Raw genomic sequence first — 17,697 nt, forward strand, 5'->3', positions numbered from 1 at the left:
TGTCGCTTTTGTTAATTGATTTGCTCAGTAAAATTCCTGTGCTTAGGATGGGCATCTGTCGAATTGATGTGATGGTCAGCTCGGCAGATTACATGACATGAATAAAAGGATGCCAAAAATGAAATATGCACAAATCTTACTTGCCACTACGCTTACTGCTGCTGCAGCCACCAGCTTTGCTGACAGTAAAACCACAGATGCGAAAACCACCACTGCAGAAGAAAAAGTGATTGTGACTACCCAGGAATTACCTGAATCCAATGCCCCGGTTGCAGGTGCATCTGCAGAGCAGCCTGCTGCCTCTGAAGCTGCTGCGGAAACTACGACACCTGCAAAACCTGCTGCACGTTAAGTGATTGAACAACTCGTTTAATCCTTCAATGAAGATATCAGGGACAGTAATTCTCCAGTAGGCTTTGTCCTATACTGCCCCCGATATTATTCTATGCTGAATCATGCTTGATGCTGGTTCAGCATTTTTATTGCATAAAATCTATTTATCACCATAGTCAAAACTGATCATAGAATTAATACAGGCTATCAAATTTTTATTATTTTTATAATTAAAATCAATTATTTATTTAAAAACCACCTATTTCAATCCAATATCATCCATATACTTAAGCTACTATCGCCTAACTTGTTTCTGGCTTCTAACTGTCCCTTAATAGCATCAAATGCAAGTCGATTGAGTGGACATTCGCTATGAGCAATACTAATTACACTACTGAAGTGGCAATCCTTGGCGCCGGCCCTGTAGGCTTAACCATTGCCAACTATCTGAGCAAGCAAGGCGTAGCTGTCACGATTGTCGAGCAACTGGATAGTTTGATTGATTATCCACGTGCGATTGGAATCGATGATGAATCCTTACGTACCATTCAATCTTTGGGTTTAGTCGATCAAGTCTTACCGCATACCACTCCGAATCATGCGATGCGCTTCTTGACGCCTAAAGGTCGCTGTTTTGCAGATATTCAGCCTTTAACACGTGAGTTTGGTTTCTCGCGCCGTAATGCCTTTATTCAGCCACAAGTCGATAACGTCCTACTGCAAGGCTTAAAGCAATATAAAAACACCCAAGTGCTATTTTCTCGTCAATTGACCCAGTTTAGTCAAGATGCTGACGGCGTAACACTCAATCTGCAAAATAAAGAGGGCGATGCAGAAACCATCCGCGCTCAATATCTGATTGCCTGTGATGGCGGTAATTCATATGTGCGCCGCAACCTGGGCATTGCCTTTGAAGGTGAAACCGCACCGAATCAATGGATCGTGATTGACCTTGAGAATGATCCGCTTGCTACACCACATATTTACTTATGTTGTGATCCGGTTCGTCCTTATGTATCAGCCGCATTGCCACATGGTATTCGCCGGTTTGAATTTATGGTTATGCCGGGTGAAACGCAGGAAGAACTGAGCAAACCGGAAAATATTGCCAAACTTCTTTCTAAGGTTTTACCAAGCACAGATGGTATCGAAGTGATCCGTCAGCGTGTCTATACCCATAATGCTCGTATTGCCGACAAGTTCCGTGTCGACCGTATTTTACTTGCCGGTGATGCAGCGCACATTATGCCGGTATGGCAAGGTCAGGGTTATAACAGCGGTATGCGTGATGCCTTTAATCTGGCTTGGAAAATGGCACTGGTTGTTCAAGGCAAAGCTGGCCCAGCACTTTTAGATTCTTATCAGATCGAACGTAAAGACCATGCCAAGGCGATGATTGACCTGTCGGTGATGGCAGGTCACATATTGGCACCACCGAAAAAATGGCAAGGTTTTGTTCGTGACGGCATTGCCTATGCCCTGAACTATATCAAACCAATCAAGCAGTATCTGCTGGAAATGCGCTTCAAACCAATGCCGAAATATCATGACGGCGCACTTTTGAGCAAGGGAGCCAAGAACTCTCCAGTCGGCAAAATGCTTATCCAGCCTCAGGTTCAGCTGGCTTCGGGTGAAACCGTATTACTGGATGAAGTGATCGGCAATGATTTTGCGATTATTGCCTGGGGTGTCGATCCGAAATGGGGTCTGAGCCCAGATACGTTGCAACAGTGGAAAACGCTCGGCGTGAAATTCATTCAGGTAATTCCTGCGGTACAATTGCAAAATAGCCAGCGTAAACAGTATGAAGATGTCATCACCATTGGTGATATCGGCACAGATATCCGCTCGTGGTTTGGCAACACGTCTGATTCAGTTGTGATCTTGCGTCCTGACCGTTTCGTAGCTGCCCTGGCCATTCCTCAATCGATGGAAAGCACCAGCCAGCAACTGTTTAAAAAGCTTTACCTGAAATAATATTAGGGTCACTTTTCACCACGCTTCGGCGTGGTTTTTTTTATTGTTTTAGATCTCCCGGACAATATATAGACCGAGGAATTAGACTCGGTACTCTTGAAACCACGGGATATCTTTCAGGGAATCACGGCGAGCCATCTGCTGCAGGAAGAGCCTAAACTCGTCAAATGGCGGTAAAATTTTCGCAGATATGGCGAAGATCAAACAGTAAGCCACATAGAGATCCGCCGCCGAGACTTTTTCACCCAACAGATAAGGACTAGCCTGCCCGATGCCCTGTTGCAGAAAATCAAATACGGCTACTTCATTCCCAAAACTTAAACTTCTCCGGTTCTTTTCAATATTTTCTGGCGACACCTGCAAATTTTTTATATCGATATATTCGGTGAAGGGTCCATGACAGAAAAACATCCATTTTAAATACGCCCCACGCTTCGGATCATCCAAAGCAGGTGCCAATCCTTTGTCACGATATTTATCTGCCAGATAGATAAAAATGGCGGCCATTTCTGAAATAATGACGCCTTGATCCACCAGACAGGGAACTTTTCCCATCGGATTGATCCGTGTATACGCCTGCTGATGCATATGCTCATAGGCAACTTCCACCTGCTCAATCTGATCTTCAATCTGCAATTCTTTCAGCAAAGGCAACAAGGTCAAGCCACGTGATTGTGGGTTGTTATAGAGCTTCATCATCCTGCTTCAACCGGTTTTTATTGTTAGAGGTTCAGTATAAAGTGATTTGCAGTCCCGATTTAAAAGGATGTGCTACAGATCATTTCTGTCGCACGGCTTTTTAGATGGGCAGATTGAAGGTTTAAATATTAAAAAAGATCCACACAAAACTTTTCTTTTAATACTTTCAAAATCAGATCAATCACAACATGTTTTTGATCCTTGCGATAATTGGCATACAGTCCAATCATCGGTAACGGTTCTAGGGTCTTTTTCACCACAATATTATCGCCGAGCAATGGAATCACATAGGCTGGCACCAGACTCCAGCCCACGCCCATTCCCACCAGATTGACATTGAGCAGAATATTGGTGGAATACTGCACCACATTCACTTTTAATTTGGACTGTTTAAAAAAATCCTGAATCAGCTTATGCAGTTGCGGTGAGGACTGCTCACCACTAATCACAAAGTCCTGATTTTAAAAACTCTTGATACTGACATAGGACAAGGCCGCAGCCGGGGAATCTTTCGGCACGATCAGGGTTAGAGGCTCATCAAAAATGCGGATCGAATCAAACTCACTCAACTGCCCTGGATATCGGGTAAAGGCAATGTCAATCTGTCCATTTCTTAAAGCACTAAACTGTTCTGCATCGGTCAGACTGTGAAACTGTGCTTTCAGTTCAGGAAAATGCGCGCGGATATTCGGCATGATATAAGGAAAGACTTTCATTTCCGCGACCGGGACAAAAACGATATTCAGCTGGTCCTGCTGCGCATTGGCGATCTGTCTGGCAGTCTGAATGGCGCGCTCTGCATGCTCAAGACTCAGTAAAGCTTCTTTTAAAAACGCCTGTCCAGCTTCAGTTAGCCCGACCTTACGGTTATTCCGCTCTAGCAACTGTACGCCAACCTCACGTTCCAGATCCTTGATTTGCTGGCTCAATGAAGGCTGTACCGTATTTAATTTTTCCGCGGCACGGGTAAAGTTCAGTTCCTGCGCCACCGTAACGAAATAACGTAAATGCCTTAATTCCATTTTATAACTCCAAACTTGCCGGGCGCTTATTTTGCTTTTTGGCAACATACTGACGATAAACCAATATCGTCACAATGACGAGTGCGGCACTCAAAACATAAGTAGTTTCAAAGCCCCAATAGGCAATCAATACTCCCATTGCCACGGAACCGATCGCTAAACCCAGATCAAACAGGGTAAAGAAGGTTGAAATCGCATGTCCCATACGCTGTTTGTCGACCGACTGAATGGCCAAGGTCTGCAAACATGGGAATAGTGAACCATAACCGATGCCAATAAACACTGCCGACAACCATAATATCCATTGATTGGAAATCAGACTGACAATCACCAGACCAATGGCAAAGAAAATAAATGAAGGATAAATCACCGCACTGGGGCCCTTACGGTCATAAATCTTTCCAACCCAAGGTCTGACCAGCAACATGGATGCTGCAAATACAATAAAGAATACGCTGGTATAGCCCAAAAGCTGCTTGGTTTCACTAAATGCAGTAATAAAACTCATGATGCCCGAGTAGGCAAAAGCGGTTAGTAAAGCCACAAAACTTACCGCCAGAACTTTGACTTCCAGAATATCCTGCAAGCTCAAGCTGGTTTTTTCTGTGCTTATAGCTTCAGATTTTGGTAACTCTGTGATTTTGAGCATCCAACAGAAAATGAGCCTCAAAGAAATGATAACGGCAAGAATGCCAAATAAGACTTTGAAGCTGGTGAACTGAATTACGGTCAATGCCAGCAAGGGCCCAAAAACCACACCCAGATTGGTCGACATGACGAAATAGCCCATGCCCTCACCTTTGCGCTGTTCAGGAATAAATTCATTAGCGACGGGTACTGCCACCGTGGTCAGAATACTGAACCAGATACCATGTAAAAAACGCACCAGCAACAGCGACCACATGCTATCTACCAGCAAATAACTAAAGGAAAATAAGGCAAAAATCACGCCTGCACCGCGCATCGAGATTTTCTTGCCGAGCTTTTCGATGATCATGCCGGAAAATGGCCGAACCGCAATCGAAGAGGCCAAAAATAGCGTCAGCGCCAGACCCGCTTCTTTTACCGAACCGCCCAGATCTTTCATGATGTAAATCGGCAAGATGGTCAGTAAGGCAAAATAATAAACAAACAGGAAAAAATTATTGAATAAGCACAAGATAAATGAGCGATTCCATAACCGCTCAGCGCTAACTGACATAATCACCAACTCTTAAAATTTGTAGGGAAATAGCACAAACTCAGGCTTGAACAGTGACCAGATGCAAGGCCAACTCGACCAGATTCTGGATATAGTGTTCATCTGGAATCCGGTTGAAAAAAATGATCTGGTAATGAATCGGGCCGTATAAGGTATCCAGCATCAAATCAAAAGGATAATCAGCGCGGATTTCTCCCCGTTCAATCGCTTGCTGAATCAGTTGATGGGTCTGTTGCCGACGTGGCAAGAGATATTGCTGAAAGAACTCACCTGCCAGTTCGCGGTGATTGGCAATCACTACCAGCAAAGCCCGACCGACCGGATGATTCAGCGCTTGAGATAAAGAACCGAGTTGTTGAATGAGATTGCTTTTCAGGCTTTTAGAGGTATCCAGCTCAAATACCGAAGCTGTATGCTGTTTGAAAGTGTACAGCACCAGTTCCGATTTATGTTTCCACCATCGATAAATCGTGGACTTGCCAACACCGGCACGTGCCGCTACATCTTCAATCGTCAGATGATGATATTCACATTCTGCCAGCGCATCTGCGACCGCCTGTAAAATGCACTGCTGTCGTCGGGAACTTTTTTCGTCACTGCTCATATTTTTCTACTTAACTTTTAAGATCTAAAAATCGAAACGATACGTATCGTTTTATATTAGGGTAAAAAATAACAAAGCTCCAGTGAAAAACTGAAATTGATGCAAAAAAAAGACCTTCATATGAAGGTCTTTTCTCAATCACGATTTAACTTAACTCTGTGCAGTCTTTTTATAAATGCTGCATGAAGGATGATGATTTTCTTGCAAACGCGCGACTTTACGCTGTTCTGCTGCTTCAAAACGGCAACGTTTCCAGTCATTGTCCAGGTTCAAAGCTGGAATCTGTTTTGGTTTACCATTTTCATCCACCGCAACCATGGTGAAATAACAGCTATTGGTATGACGTACCGTTCTCTTTTGAATATTCTGGGCTTCTACACGAATCCCGATTTCCATTGAAGTACGGCCAACATGATTCACACTGGCCAGAAAGGTAACCAGCTCACCAACGTGAATCGGCTCTTTAAAATTCACCTTGTCTACAGATAAGGTCACGACATAACTACCCGAATAGCGACTTGCACACGCATACGCCACCTGATCCAATAATTTCAGAATGGTTCCACCATGAACATTTCCTGAAAAATTTGCCATATCTGGCGTCATGAGAACTGACATCGTTAACTCTGACTGGTCATCCGACACTGCTGCAATTTGATCTAAAGGGGCCATCGTTTTCTTTGAACTCTTTGAATGACAAGGTTATCGTTTATTATTATAGCGTTTTTAGCATGAATAAAATGTTCAATTCGGCAAATGAAGCATCACAATTATTGATATAGAAAATGTATTCATACAGAAAAAAATATATTTAATTGCTTAAAATCTCAGTTAGAAAGTTAAGTGCCAATAAATCAACACTTATTTATCTGGGGTTGATCACACAGCAACTGAGAATTTTTCACTGTTTTAAGCTCTGAACAAAAATAATTCAGGAAAATAAAAAGGCTCTGTGTGATTTAAAGCATCACTGGCCTGAGCATTTCCTGCGCCACGTTCTGATAACTTAAAATTTGTTGACCATCCAAGGTCGTTTCAACGGTAAAAGAACCATCCTGATGGGTCGCGGTCACTGTAAAAATATAGTGTTCGAATTGTGCCAGTTTGACCTGCTGTCCAATTTTAATATGCATCATGATGTCTACATCTGTGTAGTGATCTTTTCAAACTGCATTCTGGCATGAACACAGATGCTTTTGAATATTTGATCAACTTAAGTATACGAATAATAATATTAAAATTTTAATTTAGGACGAATAAGGCTTATTATTTAAAACAATATACTTATAATTCAATTTGTTATATTTAAAATTAATTTTATCTTTTGCGATAATTCTGATTGACTGATACACATAGGCAATTATCTTATCTTTTATAACAATCAGTTAAGCGTCATAGCCGATGATCTTTCATTCTCTTGATTGGATATCCTTATACCGCAGTCCTACGATATAGGAATAAACAGAAAATTCAAAAAAAAGATTTATTGAGCTTGATGTTCATGTACCACAAACTGTGGAATCCGATGTCCTTGAGCATAATCATGTTTTTGGTAGGCTTGTGAAATTTCCATCAACTTTAACTGGGTCGCCTCGGCACCAGCCTGCATGGTGAGTTCCCTGCCACGGACATCAAAGATATGACCTTTTTCGCGTAAGTCCGGCTGAATCACCACATCTGCATGCTTTAATTCTTCATGTGCCAGATGTTGCTGCATAATATTGATGTTCTGGTTAAATAGCCCCCAGACATTGCTGGTTTCGGTATGAATAGGTTGTGCCAGAATATCCACCGCAATTACAATGTCGGCCCCTAGCTCACGTGCCACATCAACCGGCACCGGACTGACCAGACCACCATCTACATATTCTTTACCTTGAATGATGGTCGGAATGAACATACTCGGAATCGAGACTGAAGCACGTACCGCCTGTCCGGTATTGCCATGGTTAAAGACGACTTTCTTGCCTTCTTTCAGCGCGGTTGCTACCACAAACATCGGGATTTTCATGGCTTCAAGCGGGGTTTGATCGACTTGCAAGTTGACATAGTCCTCAACTTTCTTGCCATCAAAAAAACCTTTTCTGGCCAGCTTGATATCACGGACATCATTCGGTCGCATGTTGAGAGCAATATTGCGCAGTTCAATCGCCGGTTTGCCACTTGCATAAATGGATCCCACAATACTGCCCGCACTGGTTCCGACAATAAAATCTGGTTGAATACCCGCCTGTTCCAGTACTTCCAACGCACCAATATGCGCATAGCCACGCGCACCGCCACTGCCCAGAACTAAAGCAACTACCGGACGTTGCTGGGTTTGCTTGATCTTTTGAAAATCAATTTGATTCGGACGTGCCTGAGCTTCTCCGCGTTGTGCAGCAGGTTGTAGATGACTAGTCGCCGCTTGGGCTGTCATTGGGGTCGTTTGGCAAGCACTTAGGCCAAATGTACCCAGTATCACCATACTCAACACATATTTCTGCATGCAGAGAATGTCCTCATTAATCTAAAGCAGCATAGTGTATAAACACATGCATAAATAGTCTGTAGAATTTCGTAAAACTGTCATACAGTTCAGCTACTTTATCTTCATTTTTCCCATAACTGTATGCCTTCAATCTCACTGTACCGGATTTTCCTGATTTTCCTGCAACTGGGCTGCATTTCATTTGGTGGTCCAGCGGCGCATCTGGTGTTTTTTCACCGAAAATTTGTGACCCAACTGCAATGGTTGAATGACACCCAGTACAGTCAACTGGTCGCTTTGGCGCAACTTTTACCCGGGCCGAGCAGCAGTCAGGTGGGGCTGTCGATCGGTTATCTGCAACGGGGCTATACTGGTGCCGTGATCGCATGGTTGGGTTTTACCCTGCCCTCAATGATTCTGATGACCTTGGTGGCGCTCTTGGGTCAAAGCTATTTTCATATTTTAAACTCAAACAGCTTTCATACCATCCAGTTAATTGTATTTTCTGTAATCGCCTGGGCATTCTGGCAAATGCTGAGAAGCTTCTGTAAAACGGTTTGGCAATACGCTGTCTTAATCCTCTCTGTCGCATTACTGATAGTCGTTTCAGTAAGTTTTAACCAGATTCTGGTCATTATACTGGGCGCAATCTGTGGACTCTTGGCTGGATATTTTTCCCAATCAGATTCGAAACCCAAAGAAATTAACAAAACGGCAATCAGCTCGCCTTATATTCGATCTGCCGCTGCACCTTATTGGTTACTGGCATTTATCCTGCCATTTTTGCTGCTGCCCTTAGCTGGAAAATTATGGGGTGAATCGGAGCTGCAATTTTTTTCCAATTTTTATCAGACTGGCTCGCTGGTGTTTGGTGGCGGTCATGTGATTTTGCCTTTGTTACATCAGGACTTTGTCACGACTGGTTTAGTGAGTGCACAATCTTTTGATCTTGGCTATGCATTTGCCCAGCTTATGCCGGGGCCTTTATTCAGTTTTGCCAGTTATATTGGTGCTTTGCAGCCTTGGACGCCCTATGTCTGGCTGAATGCAGTACTAGCGACCTGCGCAATCTTTTTACCTTCATTTTTCCTGATTTTTGCCACCTTGCCCTACTGGTCATGGTTGATGCAGCAGCGCCATATTCATCAGGCGGTGATGGGCATCAATGCTGCGGTGGTGGGGCTATTGCTGTATTTATTGCTGGATCTTTCACAACGTTATTTTAGTTATGGCTCCGACCTGGTCTTTGTCGCAGTGATGATTGCCCTGCTACGCTCAAAATTACCAGTCTGGTTCAGCCTGATTTTGGGCTTCGTGCTTTATCAAAGTTATTTAAATTTCTTTTAAATAACTTTGGCACAAAAAAGCCCCGAATGATCGGGGCTTTTTGCTTCAAGTCTTACCAGATATCTGATTTGACCTTGTCTTTAAATTTAGGATGGTTATCCAGTTTAAATTCAGGCTCTTTCACGCCGCGCTTCAGCTGACCGGTATAATCTTTGAGTAGCATCAGCAGGAATGGCATCAGCAACAGGATTGCGATCAGGTTGATACTTGCCATGACACCCATGAACAGATCCGCCATATTCCAGATCAGTGGCACGCTGGCGATGGAACCGAAATACACCATCACCAATACAAATAAACGGAAAATCAACATAACCCGGCTATTGTTATTGATGAACTGGACGTTTCCTTCGGCATAGGCATAGTTACCAATAATCGAAGAATAGGCAAACAGGAACAGAATCAAAGCCAGGAAGTCATCACCCCAAGCACCAATCTGGCTTTCAAGCGCCATCTGGGTCAAGGTCACGCCTTCAAATCCTGCATTTTCATACAGACCCGAAACCAGAATAATAATCGCGGTACATGAACACACCACAAAGGTATCTACAAATACTCCGAGCATCTGTACCAGACCCTGGCTGACCGGATGTTTGACATCGGAAGCTGCAGCAGCATTCGGTGCCGAACCCATCCCTGCCTCGTTAGAGAACAGACCACGCTTGATGCCCATCATCATCGCCATAGATACCATGGCGCCAAAGAATCCACCAGCGGCGGCTTCAAATTCAAAGGCTTTACTGAAAATGAGCTGGAAGATGGATGGGAGCAAATCGTAATTGATGACCGCAATATACAAAGCCACAGCCAGATAAAGCACCGCCATAAACGGCACAAAGCTTTCCGCAACTTTCGCAATCCGTTTAATCCCGCCAAAAATGATCACCGCAGTCATCAAGACCAGAAACAATCCGACCCAGGAAATTTCCAGATTCAGGCCGCCTAATGGCAGAATCAGGTTCGCCTGATCCCAGCCCCAGGCATGAGAGGTTGCTCCGGTAATGGCATTGGCCTGAACTGCATTGAAGACAAAACCATAAGTCGTGATCAATGCAATCGCAAAGACAATCCCGAGCCATTTCTGTTTCAGGCCTTGGGTAATGTAATAAGCTGGTCCACCACGGAATTGCTGGTTTTTGTTATCTCGCACCTTAAACAACTGGGCCAAAGAGGATTCAACAAAAGCAGAACTCATGCCCAGAAAGGCAGTAAACCACATCCAGAAAACGGCACCGGGGCCACCAATTGCAATCGCAATGGCAACACCCGCGACATTGCCCACCCCGACCCGGCTTGCCAGTCCAGTGACAAAGGCCTGAAACGGGGTAATGCCGTGCGTATCCTGAACCTTGCCACGGCTATTTTTCATGACTTTCATGCTGTGCCAGAACAAACGAATTTGTACTGCACCCGTCATGATCGTGTAGAAAATACCGACTGCGACCAGAAACACCACCAGAAAATCCCATAAAGGGCCATTCAGGGCATTAATCCAGCCGAGTAAGGTTTCATTTAACTGATCATTCATGTCACATCCTTATGAGCCTATGACTCATCGTATCAGGCATAAAAATTATGCAAAAAACTTCAAAATCATCTGAATAACAGTAGCATTGATTAAGTCAACGAAGAACGCACCACATAATGGAACAATCAGGAAGGCCTTATGCGACGCACCATACATATTGGTAATCGCCTGCATATTGGCAACCGCTGTTGGCGTTGCGCCCATACCGAAACCACAATGCCCTGCTGCAAGTACCGCAGCATCGTAGTTTTTACCCATGATGCGGAAAGTTACAAAACCGGCATACAAAGCCATGGTGATGGTCTGTGCACCCAGAATTACCATCAGTGGTCCTGCAAGGTCAGCCAATTGCCATAATTTCAATGATAACAATGCCATCGCCAAGTACAGCGACAATGAAGCATTACCGAACACATCAATCGCGCGATCGAAAATCTGAACTTTGAAAACACCTTCCAGTACATTACGCAGGATGACACCACCCGCCAATGCCCAGACAAATGTTGGCAGTTCAAATGCAGTACCTTTACTGAAACCCGTCATAAACTCTGCAAAAGCCAAACAGCCTGCAAATAGACCCAAGGTCGTGATTGCATTATCAGCGGTAATTAAACGCACCTGATGCGGATATTCAAACGGTACATATTCGCTGGTGGTGCTGTCCATTGGCGTATTGTCACGCGTTTCAATTTGCTGATCGGTACGCGCAGTCGCCAGGTTATAACGATTGATCAGCAACTTGGCTAAAGGTCCGCCAATAATACCGCCGATAATCAATCCAAAAGTCGCACTGGCCATACCTAGTGCCAAAGCACCTTGAATACCATGTTCAACTTCAAAAATTTCCCCCCATGCACCCGCAGTACCATGACCACCGGTTAAGGTAACTGAGCCTGCAATCAGGCCAATCAACGGGTCAATACCCAATAATGTTGCCAGACTCATGCCGACCGCATTTTGCAAAATAATGAAAGCCGAAACAGCAAACAGGAAAATAACCAGACCGATCCCACCTTCACGCAACTTGGAAAAGTTGGCACTCAGACCAATCGAAGCAAAGAAAATCAGCATAAAGCTGGTTTGTAATTCTGCACTGGTGGTGATGCTATATCCCCACAATGAATGCACCAGCAATGAGATAATCGCCGCAACCAAACCGCCCGCAACCGGCTCAGGAATATTGTAACGTCTTAAAAAATCGATTTTATTAACCAGGAATCGGCCGAGTAACAAAACAATGACTGCGGCAATCAAGGTATAAAATGCGTTAAAAGTAAAATCCATAATTTTTTGCCCAAGATGATTTTGAATTTTTTATTGTTCTAAAAGTGAGGGAGTGCGCTAGATCTCTAGCTCGCTCATTAGATCTTTATCTGGAAATATCCTGATTTGATCTATCACCATTAGAAAAACAAACCGATTTATCATCTCTTTTAAACTTATGAATATCATCATCACGATCATATTCAACAAATGAGAGATTTATAAAAGCAACACCTTTTCTATTCCGACACTCAGTCTGTTTGAAAATTGCAGACATTTTTCTAACAGACGCGCATGCTGGTAAAAAAACTGTGTTTTAAGCTCAAAAAAACATTCAGTGCTTGATGAGTGCTTTCAACCTAAAGACTTCATTCAAGCCATCTGGAATCGCGTTATTTAAAACAGATCTTAATCACAAAATGCATGAATTAAGATGAAAAGTCGTACATTATGCTGTTTCTTTGTATCAAGTTTTATTTCTTTTTATTAGCAATAGTTAATTTACCTATAAAAAATAATTATAAATTCTCATTTTTATATGAAGATTAATCTATATTTTAATTCAAAAAAAATATTAATCTTTTACTCGACACGGAATGAAACAGGGATCTTGAAATTAAATTATCTTGATTTTCAGTCAAAATAAACCAGTTCTCTGTTTGAAATTGTTATTGTTGAATGGTTCAAGCACTTGGGTTTTAAGCCATTTTTTAAATCAAAGACCAACATTATGGGTAAATCCATTGCTATCACTGAGGCGATTTAAGCCCAGCTAAAAGCATGCGAAATTTTATTACTCAAGTCATTTTGCTGACAAATTGTTTTTTTCAGCTGGCGAAGAATTAAATTTTCCTATCCCCCGTTCTGTTTGTTTAGTTTATAGTCATTGCAAACTCAATAAGGATATTTGACTGGACCTCATAATGGATCAAAATCTTGTTCATGCTGTAGATCACACGATCACCTCTCGCCATTCAGTGCGTGCTTTTTTAAATACCCCCGTTAGTACAGACACCTTAAAAGAGATTTTGACGGTTGCCAGCCGCGCGCCCTCAGGAACCAATACCCAACCCTGGAAGGTGTATGTGGTAACAGGTAAAAAGCGTGATGAACTCGTGCAACGTGTCTGTCAGGCACAAATGCAAATCTATGCAAATCCTGCATTGTCACAGCAGTATCAGGAAACTTTCGCCTACTATCCTGAACAATGGATCTCGCCATTTATTGAACGTCGTCGTGAAAATGGCTGGGGTTTATATGGCTTGCTGAATATTCAAAAAGGCGAAAAGGAAAAAATGGCGCGTCAGCAGCTGCGTAATTTTGAATTATTTGATGCCCCTGTCGGCTTATTTTTTACTGTACATCGTTCTTTGGCCATTGGGTCCAAAATGGATGTTTCCATGATGATCCAGAATGTCATGCTGGCCGCAAAAGCCCGCGGTCTGGACACCTGCCCACAGGCAGCCTGGAATCACTTTCACCCGATCGTGCTTGATCTGGTCGGCGCACCCGATGATGAAGAGCTGGTCTGCGGTATGGCACTGGGTTATGCCGATCCAGAGCAGCTTGTTAACAGCTTTATTACCCCGCGCGTTCCTGTAGAGGAATTTGCCGTGTTTATCGATGAGTGATGCAAGCAGGGCTGAGTCAATTCACTTAGCCCTCTGTTTAATCCATCATTTTCAATATTTGTAGAAAGTTCAGTATCTATGCATTTTTCAGTACAGGCACGTTGATTTTAAAAATCGCCCAAGCGGAAATACCGACAAAAACCAGCATGATCAAAGCCATATTTAATAAAGCATGCCAGATCATAAAATTCAGTAATAAACCGCCCAGTAATCCACAAAAAAATTGCATACTGCCCATAATCGCACTGGCAGTTCCTGCCCGCTCGCCCTGTTCAGCCATTGCCAAAGCCATGGCATTCGGACCAGTAAACCCAAGGGCTGCCACCACAATAAACATGCCTAACAACACCCAGAGCACAGAATCGACATCCAGACAGCCGAGCAAGATTAACCCTAATACACCGGCAAACTGCAGACAGGTGCCAATTTTCAGACGCTGCAATATCGAGAAACGCCCAGCCAGACGTTTATTCAAGGTCGAAAACAGCATGATCCCGAAGGCATTGGCACCAAAGGCATACGCAAACTGCTGCTCGGTCAGTTGATAACGATCCATAAGAATGGCCGAAGAAGCGCTGATATAACAGAACATCACCGCACCGGAAAAACAGCCGGCATAGAGCGGGCGTCGAAAGCTTGGATCCTGAAAAATGCACCGGTACAAACTTATAACCTGTTGAAAGTTCAGCTTGAGACGGCGTTCTGGCTCCAGGGTTTCTTTAAAAAGAAAGTGTACACAGGCTAGACTCAACAGACCGCAGCCCATCAACACCAAGAAGATCACGTTCCATTCATAAAACATCAATACCCAGGCCCCCAGGCTTGGAGCAATGATTGGCGCAATTGCGGTCACAATCATCATGCTGGCAAAGGCCTGAGCTGCTGAATGCATATCCAGACGATCACGAATTGCAGCGCGTGCCATGACCACCCCGACACAGCTACCGAGAGCTTGCAGAATCCGTGCAGCGATCAGGCTCCATTCATCCTGCGCAAAGACACACAGCAAACTTGCCACAATGTATAAACACAGCCCAAAATACAGTGGCGGTTTACGTCCAATCCGGTCACTGATCGGACCATAAATCAGTTGCCCGATCGCCAGACCGAAGAAATAAGCCGGCAAGCTATTGGAAACCATTTGGGTACTGACACCAAAATCTGCTGCCATAGCCGGTAAGGCCGAAAGATACATATCAATGGATAAAGGCCCGAGTGCACTTAAGGTCGCCAGCAAAACAATCCAGGACATGGCATAAGGTTGTTGTACTATTTTATTCGATGTCATAAGCATGAAGATTTAAAGCGCTAATATGCAGACAAATTAACACAGTGCATAGTATGATTTAGCCTGAAATGAAGATTTATAAATATACTATTTTCATTAGCCTATTCAGATTCAGCTCTAAGACTGCAGTATAAAGGACGACCTTTGAAATCTTGGCTCACTCGTCTCAAGCAAACCACCTATAACACGACCTTGATGTATAACCTGCGCATGATGACGGCATTTGCAGGTACCGCCTTTGTTCCCTATTTTATGGGACAACAATTGATAACGATCCCATTGACTTTAGGGGTGGTCGCAGCCGGTTTAAGCGATATTGATGACCGCTTTTCTGTGCGGATTTTAAATCTGCTCTACACCTACATTGGCTTCTTTATTACGGCAGTAGGCGTATATCTGCTTTTTCCTTATCCCTTGCTGTTTGCCTTGGCCTTAATTGTGTCCTGTATTGCCCTGATTTTGCTGGGTTCACTAGGGCGACGCTATGCCACGATTTCCTACGGCTGTCTGGTGATTTCCGTTTATTCCATGCTCGGGGTGGAGCTGTTTGATGAATGGTATAAACAGGCTGGTTTATTGGTCATCGGCGCGATGTGGTACGGTCTGCTGTCGACCATCAGTTTCCTGATTTTCCCTGCCCGACTGGCGCAAGACAAGCTTGCCATTTCCTATTCTGCTCTCGGTGACTTTTTATATGCCAAGTCCAATCTGTTTGATGTGGACATGACCCCGAAAAGCTATCAGCAAAGCATGATTGAACTCTCGCTTGAAAATGGGAAACTGATTGCGATTTTTAATGAGATGAAAACTGCCCTTTTGACTCGCCTGAAAGGTGACCGGGGGCAAAAAGACACCCGTCGCAGCCTGCAATATTATTTTGTCGCGCAGGATATTCATGAACGTGCCGATTCAGCGCATATTGATTATCAGAAACTGGCCAAGATTTTCCAGCATAGCGATATCCTGTTCCGCTTCCAGCGCATCATGTCAATTCAGGGCAAAGCCTGTAAGGACCTGAGTGAAAGTTTACTGATGCGCAAACCCTATGTACATAACCAGCGCTTCAAGCATGCCTTTGATAACCTGAGACAGTCTCTGGATAAGTTACGTCAGGAGCAGCATTATGATCAGGTCTGGATCAGTGCCCTGTTTGCGCTGTTTCAAAACCTGAAATCGATTGATGCCCAGTTACGCAATCTGGAAACCGAGCAAAGTATCAAGTCCGAGCGTTTCAAACATATCGAAAACCAGCTCAGAGATGATGACCTGAAAGGCTGGGATGACATCAAGATTCGGATTAAACAGCATTTGACACCCGAGTCGGTGCTGTTCCGGCATGCCATTCGCCTGTCGATTGTGCTGCTGATCAGCTATATCTTCGTACAGGTCAGCAATATTGAATATGGTTACTGGATTTTATTGACCGCACTCTTTGTCAGCCAGCCCAACTTTAACGCCACCAAACGCCGTTTACGTCTGCGTATTGTCGGTACGTTGGTCGGTATTATTCTAGGTTATGCCATTTTGTATTTTGTGCCTTCCATCGAAGGACAATTATTGCTTCTGGTATTCAGCGGAATTCTGTTCTTTGAATTGCGCAGTAAACAGTATGCACAGGCCACCGCCTTTATCACGATTTTAGCCTTGATCAACTTCAATCTGGACGGTATGGGCTATGCTGCGGCCATCCCGCGTATGATTGACACCTTGATTGGCTGTGCCATTGCCTGGTTCGGTGTCAGCTTTATTTTTCCAGATTGGAAATTCCGACGTTTGCCGCGCAGTATCAAACGCAGCTTGCAGGCAGAAGCGGATTATTTGAGTGAAGTGATCGAGCAGTATAAATCGGGACGTAATAATGGCTTGAAATATCGGATTGTGCGCCGTACGGCTCACAATACCGATGCAGAGGTGGCTTCACTGATTTCAACACTGGCCACTGAACCGGATATTGATCCGGTACAAAAATCGCTGGCCTTTGAGTTCCTGTGTCTGAATCATACTTTTATCAGTTATATTGCCGCACTGGGCGCACACCGGGAAAAAATTGAAGATCAGGACATTCTGAATTTACTAGACAAAGCACTTGAGAACATTCGTGGTGCATTGCTAAGAGATGAAATGCCCGATTTAAGTGCGCAAAATATGATTGCCCATATTCGCCAGCGCCTGGCTCAAGATCAGGAGCAAGATCAGAAATCCCTGATCATTTTGCAGCAACTGTCTTTAATGTTCAGCATTTTAAAGCAGTTGAGCCAACTGAAACAAAGTTTGAGTCATGAGCGTGATGAACAGGCAACTGAATTAGGTTCATTATAATTTGGCTGATTTTGG

14 protein-coding genes and 1 pseudogene are annotated in these 17,697 nt (G+C 43.8%); 5 read left to right on the plus strand and 10 right to left on the minus strand.

All coding sequences use genetic code 11. The features are described from left to right. The first annotated feature begins 118 nt into the window (after positions 1–118). Both ACIG3F_RS00905 and ACIG3F_RS00910 read left to right on the plus strand, forming a co-directional pair. Complete coding sequence (locus tag ACIG3F_RS00905; protein WP_004645811.1) at positions 119–352, plus strand: hypothetical protein; 234 nt, start codon at positions 119–121, stop codon at positions 350–352. Positions 353–705: 353 nt separating this feature from the next. Continuing rightward, complete coding sequence (locus ACIG3F_RS00910; protein WP_314103637.1) at positions 706–2,310, plus strand: bifunctional 3-(3-hydroxy-phenyl)propionate/3-hydroxycinnamic acid hydroxylase; 1,605 nt, start codon at positions 706–708, stop codon at positions 2,308–2,310. 81 nt (positions 2,311–2,391) lie between these two features. Here ACIG3F_RS00910 and ACIG3F_RS00915 read toward each other — a convergent pair whose 3' ends face one another. The 7 genes and pseudogenes from ACIG3F_RS00915 to ACIG3F_RS00945 form a co-directional block, all read right to left on the minus strand. Beyond that, positions 2,392–3,006 (minus strand): glutathione S-transferase family protein, encoded by a 615-nt coding sequence (locus ACIG3F_RS00915; RefSeq protein ID WP_314103724.1) that lies wholly within the window; start codon positions 3,004–3,006, stop codon positions 2,392–2,394. 131 nt (positions 3,007–3,137) lie between these two features. Then, positions 3,138–4,031, minus strand: a pseudogene (locus ACIG3F_RS00920) (LysR substrate-binding domain-containing protein). Between the two features lies 1 nt (position 4,032). After that, complete coding sequence (locus tag ACIG3F_RS00925) at positions 4,033–5,232, minus strand: MFS transporter (protein WP_396468980.1); 1,200 nt, start codon at positions 5,230–5,232, stop codon at positions 4,033–4,035. 40 nt (positions 5,233–5,272) lie between these two features. Then, a complete protein-coding gene (locus ACIG3F_RS00930) occupies positions 5,273–5,836 on the minus strand; it encodes a TetR/AcrR family transcriptional regulator (RefSeq protein ID WP_396468982.1) in 564 nt (187 codons plus the stop codon). A gap of 150 nt (positions 5,837–5,986) precedes the next feature. Next, a complete protein-coding gene (locus ACIG3F_RS00935) occupies positions 5,987–6,508 on the minus strand; it encodes an acyl-CoA thioesterase (RefSeq protein ID WP_004280680.1) in 522 nt (173 codons plus the stop codon). Between the two features lie 287 nt (positions 6,509–6,795). Continuing rightward, on the minus strand, positions 6,796–6,972 hold the full coding sequence (locus ACIG3F_RS00940; protein WP_004731959.1) for a hypothetical protein: 177 nt from the start codon (positions 6,970–6,972) through the stop codon (positions 6,796–6,798). A gap of 347 nt (positions 6,973–7,319) precedes the next feature. After that, positions 7,320–8,324 (minus strand): patatin-like phospholipase family protein, encoded by a 1,005-nt coding sequence (locus tag ACIG3F_RS00945; protein WP_005247818.1) that lies wholly within the window; start codon positions 8,322–8,324, stop codon positions 7,320–7,322. 123 nt (positions 8,325–8,447) lie between these two features. On the opposite strand from ACIG3F_RS00945, the gene chrA reads away from it, so the two are divergent. Then, a complete protein-coding gene (chrA, locus tag ACIG3F_RS00950; protein ID WP_396468985.1) occupies positions 8,448–9,653 on the plus strand; it encodes a chromate efflux transporter in 1,206 nt (401 codons plus the stop codon). 52 nt (positions 9,654–9,705) lie between these two features. Here chrA and ACIG3F_RS00955 read toward each other — a convergent pair whose 3' ends face one another. After that, complete coding sequence (locus tag ACIG3F_RS00955) at positions 9,706–11,181, minus strand: alanine/glycine:cation symporter family protein (RefSeq protein WP_396468987.1); 1,476 nt, start codon at positions 11,179–11,181, stop codon at positions 9,706–9,708. A 45-nt stretch (positions 11,182–11,226) separates the two neighbouring features. Further along, a complete protein-coding gene (gene gltS, locus ACIG3F_RS00960; RefSeq protein ID WP_004731964.1) occupies positions 11,227–12,465 on the minus strand; it encodes a sodium/glutamate symporter in 1,239 nt (412 codons plus the stop codon). A gap of 902 nt (positions 12,466–13,367) precedes the next feature. Between gltS and ACIG3F_RS00965 the strand changes: the two genes are divergently transcribed. Beyond that, entirely contained in the window at positions 13,368–14,075 is a 708-nt protein-coding gene (locus ACIG3F_RS00965; RefSeq protein WP_396468989.1) for a nitroreductase, read from the plus strand. Positions 14,076–14,151: 76 nt separating this feature from the next. Here the strand turns inward: ACIG3F_RS00965 and ACIG3F_RS00970 are convergent, their stop codons facing one another. Then, on the minus strand, positions 14,152–15,369 hold the full coding sequence (locus ACIG3F_RS00970; RefSeq protein ID WP_396468991.1) for a multidrug effflux MFS transporter: 1,218 nt from the start codon (positions 15,367–15,369) through the stop codon (positions 14,152–14,154). 138 nt (positions 15,370–15,507) lie between these two features. Here ACIG3F_RS00970 and yccS point away from each other — a divergent pair, with 138 nt between their 5' ends. Beyond that, positions 15,508–17,682 carry a YccS family putative transporter gene (gene yccS / locus ACIG3F_RS00975; RefSeq protein WP_396468993.1) on the plus strand — a complete coding sequence of 725 codons (2,175 nt, stop codon included), beginning with the start codon at positions 15,508–15,510 and terminating at the stop codon, positions 17,680–17,682. The last annotated feature ends 15 nt before the right edge of the window (positions 17,683–17,697 follow it).

The sequence above is a fragment of the Acinetobacter sp. NPDC052428 genome (assembly GCF_044547685.1).
Taxonomy (GTDB): Bacteria; Pseudomonadota; Gammaproteobacteria; order Pseudomonadales; family Moraxellaceae; genus Acinetobacter; species Acinetobacter lwoffii_G.